Genomic DNA, 18255 nt, shown 5'->3' with positions numbered 1-18255 from the left:
CGCTGTCGCGCTGCGAAGCCGGCCCGAAGGGCGAGCGCCACAGGCGTGCGTCAAACCGTCTTCGCCGGACGCGATCCGCCGCGATTCAGCCGCGTCGGTCCCCTGCGCGTCTCGGTCAACGGGGTACGTTGGGACCTTCACGGTTCCGCAGCCCGAACCCGCTGCGCTCAGACATGGGCTGCTCCTTCAGCCCCGCCCTGCCGATGCTCGGCTCGCTTTACGGCTCGATGAGACCAAGAGCGAAAGCGACAAGCCAGAGCCAAGCCCACGCTTCGAAGACCACCGGGCCACCCATGGCCGATCGCCCACAGATCGCCCGTTCTCCTTGCACGACATGGACCACGACGCCTGCCTGCCGGACACCACAATCACCCCGGCCGGACCGGCGAGCGCCCGGACGCACCCACGCGACGGCGCTACAACGCACCTCATCTCTCCCGCATCCGGAGTGGCAATGGCATCGCGCACATGACGCACCCATCGGACACGGGGAACACCGGACTGCTGGAGCGCAAGGCCCATGCGCTGGCCTTGCCCGATGCGCTGTCGATGGCCGCAGACGACCGCAATCTGCCCGCCGATGTCCGCGCCCTGCTCGCCCGCGCGCGCGATGCGTTGGCGGTGACGCGCGCCGAGGCCGACGCCGCCGGTCTGCGTTACCACGCACTCTTCGACGCCGTCCCCGATCCGGTCAGCATCCTCGATGCGGATGGCATCGTGCTCGACCTCAACCGCGCCGGCGAGCAGGCTTATGGCCGGCCGCGCGCGGACATCGTGGGCCAACCGATCGAAGTGTTGAATCCGGACCTGCCGCGCGACCATCTCGCGCCGGTCTGGGACGCGGTGCATCGCGGACGCACCTATGTCATCGAAGTCACCAATATGCGCGGCGACGGCTCGCGTTTTCCCGTGGAAGTGCACACCGCGGGCTTCGAACACGCGGGCCGGCCGTGCCTCGTCGCGGTGGCGCGCGATCTGAGCGAACGCCGTGAGGCGGAGGTGCGCTATCGCGAGCTGATGGATGTCATGGACCGGGGCATCGCGATCCACGATGTCGCCGGCAGGTTTGTCTACGGCAATCCGGCGGCGCTGCGCCTGCTGGGCATCCGCCAGGGCACCTCGCTCGGCGACACGTCCAACCTCGGCGAATGGGTCGCGATCGGACCCGACGGCAACGAGATGCCCTGGGCCGAACTGCCGCCGGTGCGGGCGCTGCGCGACGGCCGCATCGTCGAAAGCACCCTGGTCGGCCTCTACCACCGCATGCGCCGCGAGCTGTACTGGCTGACGGTCACCGCCGTGCCGCAGTACCCGCCGGGCGGTGACCGGCCCCACCAGGTGCTGTCGCTGTTCTCGGACGTCAGTGCACTCAAACGCGACAGCGCGATGTTCGATCGCGTGCAGGCCCTGGCCCATATCGGCGGCTGGGAGCTCGACTGCGGCACCGATCGGCTCTATCTGACGGCGGAAGCCGTACACATTCTCGACCCCGCGCACCCGCCGGCGACGATGGAGGCGCTGATCGGCCTGCTGCTGTTGCCAGACCGCACCCGGCTGCGCGATGCGCTCGGCGCAGCGATGCTCGACGCCACCGGCTTCGACATCGAACTGCAGGGAATGCGCAGCGACGGCGGCACGTTCTGGGTGCGCGCGATCGGCGGGCCGCGCCAGGGCGATCCGGCGACCTCACGCTTGACCGGCACGCTGCAGGACATCGCGCGCGACAAGCACGACGAGGCGATCCTGCGGGCGCAGGCACGTACCGATCCGCTGACCGGCCTGCTGAACCGCGACGCGATCCTGTGCGAACTGGAGACGCGCATGGCCGATCCCGCACGCGCCGGCGTGGCCGTGCTCTACATCGATCTCGACCGCTTCAAGTTCGTCAACGACGCGCTCGGCCATGCCGCCGGCGACGAACTGCTGATCGCCGCTGCGCACCGCATTGGGCAGGCCGTCGGCAGCTCCGGCAGCATCGCCCGGTTCGGTGGCGACGAGTTTCTGGTGGTCTGCGACGCCGGGGCCGGCGCCAGTCACGCAGAGCGCGTGGCCAGTGCGATTCTCGATGCATTCGGTGACGGCTTCCGCTTCGACACCGAGGAGTTCTCGATCACCGCGAGCATCGGCATCGCGCGCGCGCCCGATGACGGCGACCGGCCGCAGACGCTGATCCAGAATGCGGATGCGGCGATGTACGAAAGCAAGCGGCGCATCCGCAACGGCTGGCAGCTGTTCACCCCAGCGCTGGCGCAGACCCAGCAGGACCGGCTGCGGGTGGAGACGCATCTGCGGCGCGCGATCGACAACGACGAGTTCCACCTCGTCTACCAGCCCCAGGTCGACCTGCGCAGCCGGCGCGTGATCGCCGCAGAGGCCCTGATCCGCTGGCGCAACCGGCAACTGGGCGAAATGCGGCCCGACCACTTCATCGACCATGCGGAAAGCACCGGTGACATCGTCCGCATCGGCGCGTGGGTGTTGCGCGAGGCCTGCCGGCAGACGGCGGCGTGGCGCGATGCCGGCCTGGGCGTGGTGCGCGTGGCGGTGAATGTGTCCTACCGGCAGTTCCTCGGCGACGAACTCGCCGCGCATGTCCATGACGTGCTGGCGGAATTCGCCCTGCCCGGCAGCGCGCTGGAACTGGAATTCACCGAGCGCGTGTTGATCGAGGACGCGCCCGACACGCTGCGCACCTTCGCCGCGCTGCGCGACATGGGCGTGCAGCTGAGCATCGACGATTTCGGCGAGGGCTACAGCGGCCTGAACTATCTGCGCCGGCTGCCGATACACGGGCTCAAACTCAGCCAGCTGTTCGTCGGCGGCGTGCCGGGTGATCGTTCCGATGTCGCCGTGTGCCAAGCGGTGGCGGGCATCGCGCGCAGTCTCGGTTTGGGGCTCGTGGCCGAAGGTATCGAGTCGGAAGCGCAACGCCGGTTCCTGCTCGATCTCGGCGTCACGGTCGGTCAGGGCTTCCTGTTCGCGCCGGGACTGTCGCCCGACGAGTTCTCCCGGCGTCTGCATGGCGGACCCGGCCCACCCGTCTGAACACGCCTATCGGAGCTGGCCTGATCGGCGCATGCGGCCGGCCGGTTAAACTGCGGGTTTTCCGTCCAAGGATCCGCACATGACGCCCGATTCCGTCCGCGCCCTCATCACCGGTGGCGTCTCCGGCCTCGGCCTCGCCGTGGCCCGCCACCTCGTTGCCGGCGGCGGCAAGGTCGTGCTGTTCGACGTCAACGACGACAAGGGCGCCGAAGCGGTCGCCGCGCTCGGCGACGCCAATGCGCGCTACCTGCGCACCGACGTGACCGACGAAGCCGGCGTGGTCGCGAACGTCGCCGCCGCGCGCGAATTCCTCGGTGGGCTCAACGTCGCCGTGAACTGCGCCGGCATCCTCGGCGCCGGCCGCGTGCTGGGCCGCGAGGCGCCGATGCCGCTGGACACCTTCAGCCGCACCGTCATGGTGAACCTGGTCGGCAGCTTCAACGTGGCCAAGGCCGCGGCTGCCGTCATGCAGCGCAACGATGCGGGCGAAGACGGCGAGCGCGGCGTGATCGTCAACACCGCCTCGGTGGCCGCGTATGAAGGCCAGATCGGCCAGGCCGCGTATTCGGCGTCCAAGGGCGGTGTGGTGGCCATGACCCTGCCGATGGCGCGCGAGCTCTCGCGCTTCGGGATCCGCGTCAACACGATCGCGCCGGGCATCTTCTGGACGCCGATGGTCGACGGCATGCCGGACGAGGTGCAGCAGTCGCTGTCGACCTCGATCCCATTCCCGTCGCGTCTGGGACGTCCCGAGGAGTTCGCCGACCTCGTCGCCTACATCGTCGGCAGTCGCTACCTCAATGGCGAGACCATCCGCCTCGACGGCGCGGTGCGGCTGGCGCCGAAGTAAGCGATGGGCTTGTTCGCTGCCACCGAGTATCCGGCGCGCCGGGCACTGCCCCTTCCCCCGCATTGCGGGGGAAGGTTGGGATGGGGGCGAACGTTCCGGTCGCGGGAACGACTTTCGCGGTCGTCCGCAGGCTGTCGCGAGCCCAAGGTTTGCCCCCACCCCACCCTCCCCCGCCCCGCAGGGGAGGGCTTCGATACCGCGCGCGTAACGCGTTTCCTGGCGGCTGTGATGGCTTGCCTGCTGACCTCCCTGCCCGTTGCAGCGCAGACCTCCGTATCGGCCCGTGTTGCCGCCGCGCTCGAAGCCGCCGGCTACACCGCCGTTCCGATGACCCGCCACGGCGATGCCCATCTGACCGTGGCGGCCCGCATGAACGACGTGGCCGGCATCTTCATCATCGATACCGGTGCAGGCCGCACCGTGATCGATCGCGCCGCGCAATCGCGCTTCGACCAGGGCCGGGCGACACGCGACGGGGGACAGGCGACCGGCGCCGGCGGCACCGGCATGGCGATCAGCGCCCTGCCCGGCAACCGCCTGCGCATCGGCGACTACCGCGACGACGCGTTCACCGTGCATTTCCTCGCACTCGATCACGTCAACGCGGCGTTCTCGCGGCGCGGCGAAGCGCCGGTCGACGGCGTGCTCGGCGCCGACATCCTCGAACGCGGCGGCGCCGTGATCGACTATCCGAACCTGCGGCTCTATCTCCGCAACCCAGCTGCCGCGGACGCGGCGGCGTCCTCTCCATCCAGCAGCGAACAACGATGAAAGCCTACGACGTCAAGAAAGGAAACGTGATCGAACACAACGGCACCGTTTATCAGGTGCGTGATATCGAGCGCAGCGCGCCGCAGGGTCGAGGCGGCGGACTCAAGATGCGTTTCACGCTGTACAGCGTGCCGGGCGGCAACAAGTTCGACCTCAACATCGGCGGCGACGACGATCTGAAGGAAGTCGAACTGCAGCGCCGGCAAGCGACGTTCTCGTACAAAGACGGCGAGGCGTTCGTGTTCATGGATGACGAGGATTACACGCCCTACACGCTCGACGCCGACGTTGTGGGCGACGCCAGCGGCTACATCACCGATGCGTTGTCGGGCTGCTACGTGCAGATCATCGACGAACAACCGGTCGGATTGCAGCTGCCGCCAAACGTGGTGCTGGAAGTGATCGAGACGCCGCCCGAACTGAAGGGCGGAACAGCGACCAAGCGCCCGAAGCCGGCAAAGCTCAACACCGGCATCGAAATCCAGGTCCCGGAATACATCAGCAACGGCGAGCGGATCCTGGTCAGCACCAGTACCGGCGAATTTGGCGGTCGCGCGGACTGAGCTGCAGAGAACGGGCGTATTCGTAGCCCGTTCCGCCGCGCAATTGCTGATGTAGGAGCGCGCTTGCGCGCGATGGGCTTTCCCGGGAACGCCCCTTCGCGCGCAAGCGCGCTCCTACAGGTTCGTGCACGCTCAGTCGAGTTGCAGGCCGCCTGCTTGGCGATGCAACTCGCGCAAGCGCGTGCCCAGGGTGTCCACGTTGCGATCCAGCGCGGCCACTCGCGCCCGCGCCTCGGGCGGCAGCGCCATGCGCGCCTCGTCTTCCAATTGCCCACGCAGTCCGCGCAGGCCCAGCGCCCGCGCTTCCACATCGTCCTGCAACGCCGTGCGTTCGTCGGCTTGCGGCAATCCGTAGCCATCCGGCAGCAACTGCGCCGGTCGACTGAGTGCATCACCGGCCACCAGCAAGTCGCGCAGCGTCGCGAGCGCCGGCGCGGCGTCGTCCGCATGCCGCGGATCGAGCAACTGCCGCTTGAGCAGATCGCGCAACCGCAATTCTTCCCGTCGCCGCGCCGCATGTTCCAGCACCAGCAGCGCCGCGCCGTCGCGCAGTTGCGCGGACGCGAGCCAGGGCGCGCGCATATCCGGCGCCAGATCCAGCCAGGCGTCGACCCGCGCGACTGGCAACGGCTGCGCCGCGCGGGCGACGTCGAGCAATGCCTGGTACTCCGCGTCGGCGGACGGAAAGTAATGGCCCCCACGTACCGCGTCCTCGCGATCGAGCACTGTCGGATCCGCATCGCCACTGCGCACGAGTTTCCGCAACAACCCCGTCGGCGTGATGCTGCGCAGCCGCGCGTCGGCCAGGCGCGGCACGCCGGTCTGCAGCAGCTTCCAGGTCTCGACCGCGCAGTTGTTGCCCACGAAGTAGTAGCGACCGTCGTAGCTCCAATGCAGGTTCGCGGCCTGCGTCAGCAGCGAGGTGATCTCGCCGGTCGACAGCTGCAGCGGGATCGACTGCAGGCCGCGCAGTTCGATCCGCGTGTATTCGTCGATCACCTGATCGAGCGGCAGCACGAACAGCCGCGAGGGATAGCGCCCGGTCAGCCCGCGCAGGCTGGAGATCTGCACATCATCGACGAAGGCGCGGAACGACAGCACGCGGTGATGCGCGAGATCGAGGCGGCAATCCGGTCCGGGCGCACGACCGGGCGCGCAGATCACCAGCCGCAGCATGCTGTGGCCCCAGCGGCTCATCGGCCGTGCATTGCCTTCGGCCAGCAGGTAATCGATGGCGTACACGCGCGCCGGATCCAGCGCGAGCAGTGGCGCGGCATCGGCACCCGGCTCGGCTTCCACGAATGGAAGATCCGGCGCGCAGGGCGCGTGCGGCGGGGCCCAGTCGAAGTGCGCCGCGAAGTAGGCATGCAGCGCCGGCCGGCGGCAGGCGTACTCGGCGTCGAGCAGGAAATGCTCGAGATTGACCGCGACGAACTCGGCCGGCGACGCCCGCTCGTAGGCATCGGGGCTGCGGTCGTGCATCGCGTTGTCGCGCACACGCATGCCGAAGCGCAGCGGGCGTTGCGGCCAGCCGGCGAGATCGCGCAGGCGTGGATCGCGCGACAGACCGCCATGCGGCGAACGGTCGTAGCGATGCGCTAACTCGTGCAGCAGCGCGACGTGCAGGGGCTGCGCCGACGCGTCGTCGGCCAGCAAGGTGCGACGCAGGCGTAGATGCGCGCCGAACGTCCGGCCATGCACGTCGTCGGGCAGATCGTCACGCCAGTCGACGACGACATCGAGTCCCGGCGCATCCCGCCACCTCGGCGGCAGGCGCACCAATGCAGCGGAGATCGCCGCGCCGGCGCGCGCAGATTCGGCAGGCGCCAGCGGCGTACCCGCAACCTGCTGCGTGATCGACCAGCCGGCCGCCGATGCGGCCGGCGCCAGCAGCACGACAACAAGAAACAGGGCGGCGCGCAGATGCAAGCGCGCCAGCCGGATCAACGCGCCAGGATCGCCTGGGCGAGTGCGAGGTCCGACGCGTCGCGCGCGGCGCTCTGGGTCTCGCGCAGATGGCGCAGCGCCGCTTCCAGGCGTGCACCGCGGATGCGACCGTCGCTGGCAACGAAACCGGCGGCGTCCTCGCGTGCCTGCAGCACCACCTTGTCATTGCCGGACGTACTGCCCGACGAGGCCGACGATCCGCCGGACGCGGCGCCCGCGCTGGTGCCGGCAAAACTGCCTGCAAAGGCGGACGCGGACAGACCGGTCAACAGAAGGACGAGCGCGGTACGAACCATCATGCGGGGGACCTCGGGGACGGGAGCGACAGCCGACACTCTAGCGTCGGCGTATTGCATGGGGCTGAACCGGGCGCTCAATCGAACAGCTTGCCGGGGTTGAGGATGCCGCCCGGATCCAGCGCCTGCCGGATGCCGCGCATCACCGCGATCTCCGCCGGGCTGCGCGTCGATTCCAGATACGGCTTCTTGACCAGACCGATGCCGTGCTCGGCGGAGATGCTGCCGCCATGCTCGGCCAGCGTCGCCGCCAGCAGCTTGGTCACCCGGTCGCATTCGACGACGAAGTCGGCGTTGTCCATATCGGCCGGCTTGAGCACGTTGATGTGTAGGTTGCCGTCGCCGATGTGACCGAACCAGACCACGTCGAACTGCGGGTACTCGGCCGTGAGCAGCGCCTGGGTGCGGGCGAGGAACGCCGGCATCGCCGAGATCCGCACCGAGACGTCGTTCTTGTAGGGCAGGTGCGACGCGAGACTTTCGGTAATGCCCTCGCGCAGGCGCCATAGCGCCGCGGCCTGGGTGTCGCCGTGGCTGATCACGCCGTCCTCGACCCAGCCCTGCTCCATGCAGTATTCGAACGCCGACAGCACCTGCACCTCGCCGGCCTCGCCCTCGCAGGCGAACTCGGCAACGACGTAATACGGATACACCGCCTCGAACGGCGGCTGCGCGCCGTGCGCGACGACGTGGTGCAGCGCGCGATCGGTGAAGAACTCGAAGGCTTCCAGCGGCAGGCGCGCGCGCAGCGCCTGGAAGACTTCCATCAGCACCTCGAACGACGGCAGCGCCAGCAGCATCACCCGCGTCTCCGCCGGCGGCGCGGCCAGGCGCAGCGTCGCCTCGACGATGATGCCCAGCGTGCCTTCCGATGCCACCACCAGATGCCGCAGGTCGTAGCCGCTGGAGTTCTTGACCAGACCGCGGTTGAGGTCGAGCAGCTCGCCGGTGGCGGTGACCAGCTTGACGCCGGCGACCCACTCGCGCGTATTGCCGTAGCGCACCACGCGGATACCGCCGGCATTGGTCGCGATGTTCCCGCCGATCGAGCACGAGCCACGCGCGGCGAAATCCACCGGGTACTGGAGGTCGTGCGACCGCGCCGCCTCCTGCACCGCTTCCAGCGCGATGCCGGCCTCGACGGTCAGCAGGCGATCGGCGGGCTCGAAACCGAGCACCTTGTTCATGCGCTGCAGGCTCAGCACCAGCTCGCCGTTCGCGGCGACGGCGCCGCCGGACAGCCCGGTCCGACCGCCCGACGGCACCACGGCCACGCCTTGCGCATGCGCCCAGCGCATCGTCGCCTGCACCTCGTCGATGCTGGCCGGCAACCCGATCGCCAGCGGCGCCGGCGTCCAGCGGCGGGTCCAGTCGACGCCGTAATGCGCGAGGTCCGCAGGCTCGGTCAGCAGCCGCAGTGTCGGCACGGCGGCCTGGAGGCTGGAGATGCGGGAGTCGGACATCGTCGGGCGCCGGAGCAAACGGGCCGCCAGCGTGCCAGCGCGTCCCGGGTGCGTCCAGCGCTGCGGCGCAACACGCCCGGCGCGATTCTGGCACCATGGCCCGCGCTGTCCTCCACGCGCGAATCCCATTAGATGAAGACCTCGTTTCCCCGGCAGGACATCCGCGTCCTGCTGCTCGAAGGCGTCAGCCAGAGCGCTGTCGACACCTTCCACGCCGCCGGCTATTCGCAGGTCGAGGTCTACCCCAAGTCGCTGCCCGAAGACCAGCTGCGGGCGAAGATCGCCGACGCGCACATCATCGGCATCCGCTCGCGCACGCATCTGAGCGCCGAAGTCCTGGCCGACGCGCGCCGGCTGATGGCGATCGGCTGTTTCTGCATCGGCACCAACCAGGTCGATGTCGAGGCGGCGGAGCTGGCCGGCATTCCGGTGTTCAACGCGCCCTACTCCAACACGCGCTCGGTGGCCGAACTCGTCGTCGCCGAGGCGATCATGCTGCTGCGCGGAATTCCGCAGAAGAATGCCGAATGTCACCGCGGTGGCTGGAGCAAGTCCGCGCTCGGCAGCCACGAGGCGCGCGGCAAGACGCTGGGCATCGTGGGCTACGGCCATATCGGCACCCAGGTCGGCGTGCTCGCCGAATCGCTCGGCATGCAGGTGCTCTTCCACGACATCGAAGCCAAGCTCTCGCTCGGCAACGCGCGCAGCGCGACCAGCCTCGACGATCTGCTCGCGCGCAGCGACGTGGTGACCCTGCACGTGCCGGAGACGCCGTCGACGAAGCTGATGTTCGGCGCGGCCGAAATCGCCGCAATGCGGCCCGGCGCGCACCTGATCAACGCCTCGCGCGGCACCGTGGTCGACATCGACGCGCTCGATGCCGCGCTGCGCAGCGGTCAGGTCGGCGGCGCCGCGATCGACGTGTTCCCGGTCGAGCCCAAGGGTAACGACGACGCGTTCGAATCACCGTTGCTGGGCCATGACAACGTGCTGCTGACCCCGCATGTCGGCGGCAGCACGCTGGAAGCGCAGGACAACATCGGCATCGAGGTCGCGGCCAAGCTGGTGCGTTACAGCGACAACGGCAGCACGCTGTCGGCGGTCAACTTTCCCGAAGTCACCTTGCCCGAGCACATCGGCAGCCACCGCCTGCTGCATCTGCACCGCAACATGCCCGGCGTGCTGTCGAAGGTCAACGAGGTGTTTTCGCGCGAGGCGATCAACATCGACGGCCAGTACCTGCGTACCACCGCCAACGTGGGCTACGTGGTCATCGATGTCGCCGCGACCGAGGAACAGGCCGCGCATCTGCGCAGCGAGCTGTCGAAGATCGAGGGCACCTTGCGTACGCGCGTCCTCTATTGAGGCCGCGCCGCCGTCGGCCTCAGTAGTTCGCCCACAGGCCGGGCGTGGCGAGCTCGAGCACGTGCCCGTCCGGATCCTCGAAGTAGAGGCTGCGTCCGCCGGCAGGCCACGACATCTCGCCGCGCAGCGGTACGCCGTGCGCTTCGAGACGCGCCTTCCAGCCGTCGTAGGCGTCGGCGCTGATCCGCAACGCCATGTGCAGCGGCCCTGCCCCGTCGTGGCCGGGAACGGTGCCGCGTTCTCCGGTGACGTCCGCCTGCGACGCGCCGCGCGCGAACACGAGCAGCACGCTGCTGGCCCCGGCATCGAAGGCGGTGAGGCGGTCCGTCCGCAGCATCACCGGCAGACCGAGCACGTCAGCGAAAAAGTGCACCGCGCGTGGCATGTCCTCGACATACAGGGCGGTCTCGAGCACGCCGCCGATCGGCGGCGCAGAATCCTGGGAAGGCGTCATCATGTGCGCATGGTGTGCGCTTTGCACCGCGGCCGCAAAGGGCAGGAATCCGCGCATGTGTTCGTGGCGCCGCGTGCGCGGTACCGCGGGATCAGGGATGCCGGTCCCGCGCCTCGATCCATCGCTGCGCCATGCGCCGCAGGGAGGCGTCGTGCGCCTCGCCCTCCGCGACTTCGATGATCGGACGCCACGCCAACGCAAGCGACTCCTCACTGATGGCGAAGCTCTCGTCGGCGCCCGCGCGCACGAGATAACGCACGTCGTAATGCCAGTGCCCGGGCACACCCTTGCGCTCGGGAATCCAGTGGCGGTCTAGATCGAAGATGCCCGGGCGCACGGTCACGCCGCCCAGCCCGGTTTCCTCCTCCGTCTCGCGGAGCGCCACGCGCGCAAGATCGCGGTCGCCGTCGGCGTGTCCGCCCGGCTGCAGCCACATGCCCAGCTTGCGGTGATGGGTCAGCAGCGTGCGTGTGCCATCACCGCTGACCACCAATGCCGAGGCGGTGAAATGACCAGCCAGGCGCGCGCGCTCGAACGGGTCTTCGGCGTCGCCGAGCAGATCGATGAATTCACTGGCAAGCGATTGCTGGATCGGATGCCGCACGCCGAAATCGGCGAAAGCATCCGCCAGTATCTGCACTGCGGTGGAGACAGCGGCTGGGCGTTCGGAATCAGGCGCGGACGGGTGCGACATCGACGGATTTGCTGCAGCGCGGCGTGACGGGAGGCGCAGCATCGGCGTTCCCGCGCGTGCACACAAGCGGCAGTTGCGTTGCTTGTGCCGGAACGCAGCGTTTGGCATGGTACGGCGATTGCCGCGTGGCCGCGGGGGATTCGACGGCGCGTCCGTCAGTCTTCGCGGACCGCACCGAACGACCAACCGGGGACACCGATGTTCAAGAACCTGATGATTACCAAGCCGATCGCGGCGCAACCGCATGTCGATGCGGGCGAGCCGGTCGAGGGCAGCCTCAGCGGCGAAGTCGGCTTCAAGCGGACGCTCACCGCCAAGCATCTGGTGATGCTGGGGCTCGGCGCGGTCATCGGCGCAGGCATCTTCGTCATCACCGGTACCGCGGCGGCCAATCACGCCGGTCCGGCGATCATGCTGAGCTTCGTCATCGCCGGTTTCGCCTGCGCGATGGCCGGCCTGTGCTACGCGGAGTTCGCGGCGATGATCCCGGCCTCGGGCAGTGCCTACAGCTACACCTATGCGACCCTCGGCGAAGCGCTGGCCTGGTTCGTCGGCTGGAGTCTGGTGCTCGAATACCTGTTCGCGGCCTCGACGGTCGCGGTCGGCTGGTCGGGCTACACGGTCAGTTTCCTCGACAGTCTCGGCGTGCATCTGCCTGCCGCACTGACCCAGGCGCCGATCAACTTCTGCACGCATGAAGCGGCGCTGGCCGGCGCGTGCGAGTTCGGCAAGTTCGTCACCACCGGCGCGCTGTTCAACCTGCCGGCGGTGCTGATCATCGGCGCGGTCGGCGTGCTGTGCTACGTGGGCATCACTCAGTCGGCGACCGCGAACGCCATCATCGTCTCGATCAAGGTGCTGGTGATCCTGTTGCTGCTGGGCTTCGGCGCGCAGTACGTCGATACCCAGAACTGGCTGCCGTTCGTGCCGGAAAACCAGGGCGGCGACCGCTTCGGCTGGGAAGGCGTGCTGCGCGGCGCGTCGATCGTGTTCTTCGCCTACATCGGTTTCGATGCGGTCTCCACCGCGGCGCAGGAGGTCAAGAATCCGCAGCGCGACATGCCGATCGGCATCCTCGGCTCGCTGTTCTTGTGCACGCTGATCTACATCGCGGTGTCCGCGGTGCTGACCGGCATGGTGCCCTACACCGTGCTCGGCACGGCCAAGCCGGTCGCGACCGCGCTCGAGGCGTATCCCAGCCTGCTGTGGCTCAAGACACTGGTCGAGATCGGTGCGATTGCCGGTCTGACGACGGTGATCCTGGTCATGCTGATGGGCCAGCCACGCATCTTCTTCTCGATGGCGCAGGACGGCCTGCTGCCGCGCTTCTTCGGCGCGATCCACAAGCGCTACCGCACGCCCCACAAGGGCACCGTGCTGGTCGCGCTGGTGGCCGCGGTGATGGCGGCGTTCCTGCCGATCCAGCTGCTCGGCGACGTGGTGTCGATGGGCACTCTGGTCGCGTTCGCCACCGTGTGCCTCGGCGTGATGGTCCTGCGCCGCACCCAGCCGAACCTGCATCGCCCGTTCCGCGTGCCAGCCGTGTTCCTGGTCGGCACCCTCGGCGTCCTGGCCTGCCTGGGCCTAGTCGCAACGATGCCGCTGCTGAACTGGATGGTGCTGCTGGTGTGGACGATCATCGGCTTCACCATCTACTTCACCTACGGCTACAAGCACAGCAGGCTCCGGCAGCAACTGCCGCCGCGCTGATCCGATCCAACCGCACGGCCCGCCTATCTCGCGGGCCGTGTGTCCTTGAGCCTCACGACCAGCGGCCGCTCGCGCCGCCTCCACGCGGATCGCACGATGTCCACGACTGCCACGGCCAAGAAGATCGGTCCGGTACTGGCGACCTTCATGGTCGCCAACAACATGATCGGCTCGGGTTTCTTCCTGCTGCCGGCCACGCTCGCGCGCTCGGGCGCGGTCACTGTGTTCTCGTGGCTGATCGGCACCCTGCTCGCGGTTGCGCTGGGCGGCGCGTTCGCCCGCCTCGCGCGCCAGTACCCGGATCTCACCTCGCCGGACGACTACATCCGCCCGAGCCTCGGCCGTGACATGGGGTTTCTCGCGACCACGGCCTACTGGCTTTCGTCGTGGGTCGGCAACAACGCGATCGCGGTGGCTGCCGTCGGCTATCTGGTGATCCTGCTGCCGGTGGGCGACAGCGCCGGCGTGCAGCTCGTTGGCCAGGTGCTGCTGATCTGGTCGATGTTCGCGCTGAACCTGCTGGGCCCGCGCAACATCGCGCGGTTCCAGTCGTTCTGCGTGATCTTCGGCCTGCTGCCGGTCGCGGCGATCCTGATCGCCGGCTGGGCGTACTTCGATCCCGACATCTACCGCGCCGGCTGGAACGTCAGCGGCGAGTCCGATGCGGCGGTGGCGATCGGCTCGCTGGCGACCGTGTTCTGGGCCTTCATCGGCCTGGAAACCGGCGCGATGGTCGCCGGCGTGGTGCGCAATCCCGAGCGCAACGTGCCGATCGCGACCCTCGGCGGCATCCTGCTTGCGGGCGTGGTCTACATGGTGTCCTCGGTGTTGATGATGGGCATCGTGCCGGTCGAAGAGCTGGCGACCTCCAGTGCACCGTTCGCACTCGTCGCCGGGCAGATGTTCGGTGTCTGGGCGATCCCGGTCATCGCCGCGGCCGCCGCGCTCAAGGCCACCGGCACGCTGGGTGGCTGGATGCTGGTCACCGGTGAATCCGGCGCGCGCGCCGCGCAGCGCGGCTTCCTGCCGGCGATCTTCGGACGCCTGCTCAAGAACGGCGCTGCCGGACTGGGCCTGCTGATCGTCGTGATCTCGATGACGTTGATCGCCTTCACCACGGTCTCGGACACGGTGGGCAACCAGTTCGAAACCATCATCAACATGGCGGTGACGCTGGTGGTCATGGCCTACGCCGCTGCCGGGCTGAGCCTGCTACTGGGCAACCGCGCGCATCCGGCCGGTCGACGCGAACGGCTGCTCGGCATGGGCGCGCTGATTGCCTGCGGTCTGCTGGTCTGGTCGACGCCGATCGACACGTTGATGGGCGCGGCGATCATCGCGCTGCTGGCACTGGCCGCGTTCCGCGGTTTTTCCAGGCGTCGCGACGACGCAATGCCGCGATGAATCGCGACGAGACGTACTGGTTTCCCGCGAAGACGCTCGGTTACGGCTGGGGTCTGCCGCGGCGCTGGCAGGGCTGGGTGGTCCTGGCCGTGTACCTCGGCGCGATCGCGATCATTGCGTGGCGGTTTCCGCCGTCGGTGCACCCCGCCGCTTTCGGTCTTTGCATACTCGTCGCGACCACGCTGCTGGTCGCGGTCTGCGCCCTGAAGGGCGAGCCGCCGCGCTGGCGCTGGACACGCTGACGCCGCTGGCTGCGCGTTAGAATCCGGCTCATGTCCGATCCCAACCTGCCCTACGACGTCCACCGCCTGCGCGAACTCGCCGGCGAGTTGATCGTCAACATCCGCGAACTCGCCCAGTCCGGCTGGACGCCCGCCACCAGCAGCAACTTCTCGCGCCGTCTCGATGATCGCCATGCCGCGATCACCGTATCGGGCCGCGACAAGGGCAAGCTGAAGGAAGACGACATCATGGTCGTCGACTTCGACGGCGCGGCCGTCGGCAGCGACCATCGCCCCTCGGCAGAGACCCTGCTGCACACGCAGCTCTATCGCCGGTTTCCGGACATCGGCTGCATCCTGCACACGCACTCGCCGACCCAGACCATCGCCTCGCGCCTGTTCGCCGCCGACGGCCACGTGCGCCTGGAAGGCTACGAATTGCTGAAGGCCTTCGCCGGCAACAGCACCCACGAGATGGCGGTCGATGTGCCGGTGCTGCCCAACAGCCAGGACATGCAGGTGCTGTCTGCGCAGGTGGAATCGCTGCTCGACGCCGGCCCGATGTGGGGCTATCTGATCGATGGCCACGGCCTCTACGCCTGGGGCCGGGACATGGCCGAGGCGCGCCGCCACCTGGAAGCCTTCGAGTTCCTGCTGCACTGCGAACTCGAACTGCGTCGCCTGCGCGCGCCGCACTGACGCCTCCGGCGTCATCAGCGGTGGAACGACGGCGTTCCGCCGCGGTCAACGTTGCGGACATGCGGCTTTGCTACGCTGGACGGCCCGCCACGCGCCGAGCCAGACCGCCATGAGCCGCCTCCGCATTTTCGATGCCGCCGCCCCCGATGCGCCGCTGTTCGACAGCCGCGACGGCGACGCGATCGCCCGCGAACTGCAGGCGATCGGTGTCACCTTCGAGCGTTGGCAGGCCGCCCAGCCCGTCGCCGCCGGCGCATCGCAGGACGAGGTCATCGCTGCCTACAAGGCCGATATCGACCGCATCAGCGCCGAGCGCGGCTTCAAGTCCGTCGACGTGATCAGCATCGCGCCCGACAACCCGAAGCGCGAAGAGCTGCGCGCCAAGTTCCTCGACGAACACTTCCACAAGGAAGACGAAGTGCGTTTCTTCGTCGACGGCTCGGGCCTGTTCACCCTGCACGTCGAGGGCAAGGTCTACGAGATCGAATGCGTCAAGGACGATCTGATCGGCGTGCCCGACGGCGTGACCCACTGGTTCGACATGGGGCCGGAACCGCGCTTCGTCGCGATCCGGTTCTTCGAGCAGCCCGACGGCTGGATCGGCCACTTCACCGGCTCGGACATCGCGCAGAAGTTTCCGCGCTACGAACCGGGTTCGCGGTGAGTCTGCGTCCGGCAGTCTGAGGGCCGCCGGGTGCGTTGGCGCACGGGCGCTTCAGTCTCGTAGTCCAACCTCCATCGTAATTCCCGCGCATGCGAAGCGCTCTGCAACAGCCAGACGGCTGGTCAATCCATCGACTTTCCATCGACTTTAGGCGCCTGCCCCGCATCTGATTTGCCTCAGAACAGAACAGTAGAACAACGTCCCTGGATTCCCGCCTGCGCGGGAATGACGAATTCAAAGAGAGTCGCGCGAAACCAGCTGAGCGTACCGTTCCGACGCTCGCCAACCGGGGCGCCTCGACACCCGACGCCTTACACTTCAACGCCCCGACCACCGGCTGACGCACGGATGATCCTGACCGACATCGAAGGCACCACCAGCAGCATCTCGTTCGTCAAGGACGTGCTGTTTCCGTATGCACGCCGCGCCCTGCCCGGCTTCGTCGCCGCGCATCGCGACGATCCTGAAGTGCGCCGCTGGCTCGACGTGGTCGCGACCGAACACGGCGCGATCTGCGATGACGCGGTGATCGTCGAGACGCTGCAGGGCTGGATCGACGCCGACCGCAAGCACACCGCGCTCAAGGCGCTGCAGGGCATGATCTGGTCGGCCGGTTACCGGGACGCCGATTTCACAGCGCACATCTATCCCGATGCCGCCGACGCGCTGCGCCGCTGGCATGCGGCCGGTGAGACGCTGGCGGTGTATTCGTCCGGTTCTGTGCCGGCGCAGAAGCTCTTCTTCGGCCACAGCGATGCGGGCGATCTGACCGGACTGATCTCGAACTGGTTCGACACCGAAGTCGGCGGCAAACGCGAAGCCGAAAGCTACGCGCGCATCGCCGACGCACTGGATGCCGCGCCGGCCGAAATCCTGTTCCTGTCGGACGTGGTCGAGGAACTCGACGCCGCGCGCGACGCCGGTCTGCGCACCGTGCTGATCGACCGTCTCGACGACTACCCGCAGCCGCGCGACGCAACGGCCGCGAACGGTCACACGCGCGTGACCGGGTTCGACCAGATCAACGCGATGCGCTGACATGCGGCCGGCGTCCGGTCGGCGGGTGATCTCACGTTGGATGCAGGCGGCGGCGCTGCTGTGCCTGCTCGTCTGCGCGCCGCTGCAGGCGGCCGAATCGCTGGCAACACGCGATCACGCGCTGATCGAGGCTGCGGTCGACGCGATGCCGAACGGCACCGGCGACGCGCCGGCGCTGTACGTCGTCGGCGTTGCAGGCGATGCCGGTGAAGACGTGTTCCGCAACGAGGCGCGTTTTCTCACCGATCGGGTTGCGCCGCGCCTCGGCGCAGGCGCGCGGGCACTCGCCCTGGTCAACACCACCGACAGTCTCAAGGGCGCCGGCACCCCACTCGCCACCCCGGCGAACCTGCGCCACGCGCTGTCGGCGGTCGGGGCGCATATGGACCGCGAACGCGACGTGCTGCTGCTTTACCTGACGATGCACGGCTCGCCCGATCACGCCCTCGGTCTGGCCTTGCCAGACGGCAGCGAAGACACGATCACGCCCGATGCACTGCGCGCGGCGCTCGACGACTCGGGCATCGTCCACCGCGTCATCGTGATCTCGGCCTGCTACTCGGGTGGCTTCGTGCCCGCGCTGAAGACGCCCGACACGCTGGTGCTGACCGCCGCACGTCCCGACCGGCCTTCGTTCGGCTGCGGCAGCGAATCGACGATCACCTTCTTCGGCCACGCGTGGCTGCTCGACGGGCTCAACGCCGATCGCGATTTCGCAAGTGCCTACCGGCTCGCGGCACGCGCGATCAAGCAGCGCGAACGCAAGCTCGGCTACGCGCGCTCGGGCCCGCAGATCGCCGAGGGCGCGCGCATCGGGCAGACGCTGGCGCGCTGGCAGGCGACGCTGCCTTCCTCGCATGCGCCCGCGGTGTATCCGTACCCGATCACGCCCTGATCGCGCAGCGACCACCAAAACGCTTTTTGTAGGAGCGCGCTCGCGCGCGATCGGGCCTTCCCCCTGAAAGCCCATCGCGCGCGAGCGCGCTCCTACATGCGCGGAACCGACGTAGATCCTTTTCCGAGACTGATTCTCGTTTCGTCATGGCAGTGCGATGCCTCGATAGAATCGCC

17 protein-coding genes are annotated in these 18255 nt (G+C 68.3%); 12 read left to right on the top strand and 5 right to left on the bottom strand.

Annotated features, from left to right (window positions below):
• The first annotated feature begins 468 nt into the window (after nucleotides 1–468).
• The 4 genes from J2W68_RS08080 to efpL all read left to right on the top strand — a co-directional run bounded on the left by J2W68_RS08080 (nucleotide 469) and on the right by efpL (nucleotide 5229).
• A complete protein-coding gene (locus tag J2W68_RS08080) occupies nucleotides 469–3045 on the top strand; it encodes a sensor domain-containing protein (RefSeq protein ID WP_310234412.1) in 2577 nt (858 codons plus the stop codon).
• A gap of 79 nt (nucleotides 3046–3124) precedes the next feature.
• Nucleotides 3125–3895 (top strand): SDR family oxidoreductase, encoded by a 771-nt coding sequence (locus J2W68_RS08075; RefSeq protein WP_310234410.1) that lies wholly within the window; start codon nucleotides 3125–3127, stop codon nucleotides 3893–3895.
• Nucleotides 3896–4123: 228 nt separating this feature from the next.
• Nucleotides 4124–4666 (top strand): aspartyl protease family protein, encoded by a 543-nt coding sequence (locus J2W68_RS08070; RefSeq protein ID WP_310234409.1) that lies wholly within the window; start codon nucleotides 4124–4126, stop codon nucleotides 4664–4666.
• Nucleotides 4663–5229: an elongation factor P-like protein EfpL gene (gene efpL, locus J2W68_RS08065; protein WP_310234406.1), complete on the top strand. Its 567-nt coding sequence runs from the start codon at nucleotides 4663–4665 to the stop codon at nucleotides 5227–5229. Before J2W68_RS08070 ends, efpL begins: the two co-directional genes overlap by 4 nt.
• A gap of 132 nt (nucleotides 5230–5361) precedes the next feature.
• On the opposite strand, the gene J2W68_RS08060 is transcribed toward efpL, so the two are convergent.
• The 3 genes from J2W68_RS08060 to J2W68_RS08050 form a co-directional block, all read right to left on the bottom strand.
• Nucleotides 5362–7158 (bottom strand): DUF4105 domain-containing protein, encoded by a 1797-nt coding sequence (locus tag J2W68_RS08060; protein WP_310234404.1) that lies wholly within the window; start codon nucleotides 7156–7158, stop codon nucleotides 5362–5364.
• A 14-nt stretch (nucleotides 7159–7172) separates the two neighbouring features.
• Nucleotides 7173–7472, bottom strand: coding sequence for a DUF2388 domain-containing protein (locus J2W68_RS08055; RefSeq protein WP_310156377.1), 300 nt, complete (start codon nucleotides 7470–7472; stop codon nucleotides 7173–7175).
• A gap of 77 nt (nucleotides 7473–7549) precedes the next feature.
• Complete coding sequence (locus J2W68_RS08050; RefSeq protein ID WP_310234403.1) at nucleotides 7550–8935, bottom strand: FAD-binding oxidoreductase; 1386 nt, start codon at nucleotides 8933–8935, stop codon at nucleotides 7550–7552.
• A 132-nt stretch (nucleotides 8936–9067) separates the two neighbouring features.
• Between J2W68_RS08050 and serA the strand changes: the two genes are divergently transcribed.
• Complete coding sequence (serA, locus tag J2W68_RS08045; RefSeq protein ID WP_310234401.1) at nucleotides 9068–10300, top strand: phosphoglycerate dehydrogenase; 1233 nt, start codon at nucleotides 9068–9070, stop codon at nucleotides 10298–10300.
• Nucleotides 10301–10319: 19 nt separating this feature from the next.
• Here the strand turns inward: serA and J2W68_RS08040 are convergent, their stop codons facing one another.
• Both J2W68_RS08040 and J2W68_RS08035 read right to left on the bottom strand, forming a co-directional pair.
• Nucleotides 10320–10754: a VOC family protein gene (locus tag J2W68_RS08040; RefSeq protein ID WP_310234398.1), complete on the bottom strand. Its 435-nt coding sequence runs from the start codon at nucleotides 10752–10754 to the stop codon at nucleotides 10320–10322.
• Nucleotides 10755–10845: 91 nt separating this feature from the next.
• Nucleotides 10846–11448 (bottom strand): NUDIX hydrolase, encoded by a 603-nt coding sequence (locus tag J2W68_RS08035; protein WP_310234396.1) that lies wholly within the window; start codon nucleotides 11446–11448, stop codon nucleotides 10846–10848.
• A gap of 198 nt (nucleotides 11449–11646) precedes the next feature.
• Here J2W68_RS08035 and J2W68_RS08030 point away from each other — a divergent pair, with 198 nt between their 5' ends.
• From J2W68_RS08030 to J2W68_RS08000, 7 genes are all read left to right on the top strand, one after another.
• Nucleotides 11647–13158: an amino acid permease gene (locus J2W68_RS08030; protein WP_310234393.1), complete on the top strand. Its 1512-nt coding sequence runs from the start codon at nucleotides 11647–11649 to the stop codon at nucleotides 13156–13158.
• Between the two features lie 96 nt (nucleotides 13159–13254).
• Complete coding sequence (locus J2W68_RS08025) at nucleotides 13255–14562, top strand: amino acid permease (protein WP_310234392.1); 1308 nt, start codon at nucleotides 13255–13257, stop codon at nucleotides 14560–14562.
• Entirely contained in the window at nucleotides 14559–14804 is a 246-nt protein-coding gene (locus J2W68_RS08020) for a hypothetical protein (protein WP_310234390.1), read from the top strand. The genes J2W68_RS08025 and J2W68_RS08020 overlap by 4 nt, the downstream gene beginning before the upstream one ends.
• 30 nt (nucleotides 14805–14834) lie before the next feature.
• Nucleotides 14835–15482 (top strand): methylthioribulose 1-phosphate dehydratase, encoded by a 648-nt coding sequence (locus J2W68_RS08015; RefSeq protein ID WP_310234389.1) that lies wholly within the window; start codon nucleotides 14835–14837, stop codon nucleotides 15480–15482.
• Nucleotides 15483–15591: 109 nt separating this feature from the next.
• Entirely contained in the window at nucleotides 15592–16146 is a 555-nt protein-coding gene (locus J2W68_RS08010; protein WP_310234387.1) for a 1,2-dihydroxy-3-keto-5-methylthiopentene dioxygenase, read from the top strand.
• 348 nt (nucleotides 16147–16494) lie between these two features.
• Nucleotides 16495–17184 (top strand): acireductone synthase, encoded by a 690-nt coding sequence (mtnC, locus tag J2W68_RS08005; protein WP_310234386.1) that lies wholly within the window; start codon nucleotides 16495–16497, stop codon nucleotides 17182–17184.
• Between the two features lies 1 nt (nucleotide 17185).
• The gene (locus J2W68_RS08000) at nucleotides 17186–18079 is read left to right on the top strand and encodes a C13 family peptidase (protein WP_310234384.1); all 894 of its coding nucleotides are present in this window, start codon (nucleotides 17186–17188) and stop codon (nucleotides 18077–18079) included.
• Nucleotides 18080–18255 lie beyond the last annotated feature (176 nt).

The sequence above is a fragment of the Luteimonas terrae genome (assembly GCF_031457535.1).
Lineage (GTDB): Bacteria > Pseudomonadota > Gammaproteobacteria > Xanthomonadales > Xanthomonadaceae > Luteimonas > Luteimonas terrae_A.
The sequence above is the reverse complement of the archived record's forward strand: the minus strand, read 5'-3'. Positions and strand labels throughout refer to the sequence as shown.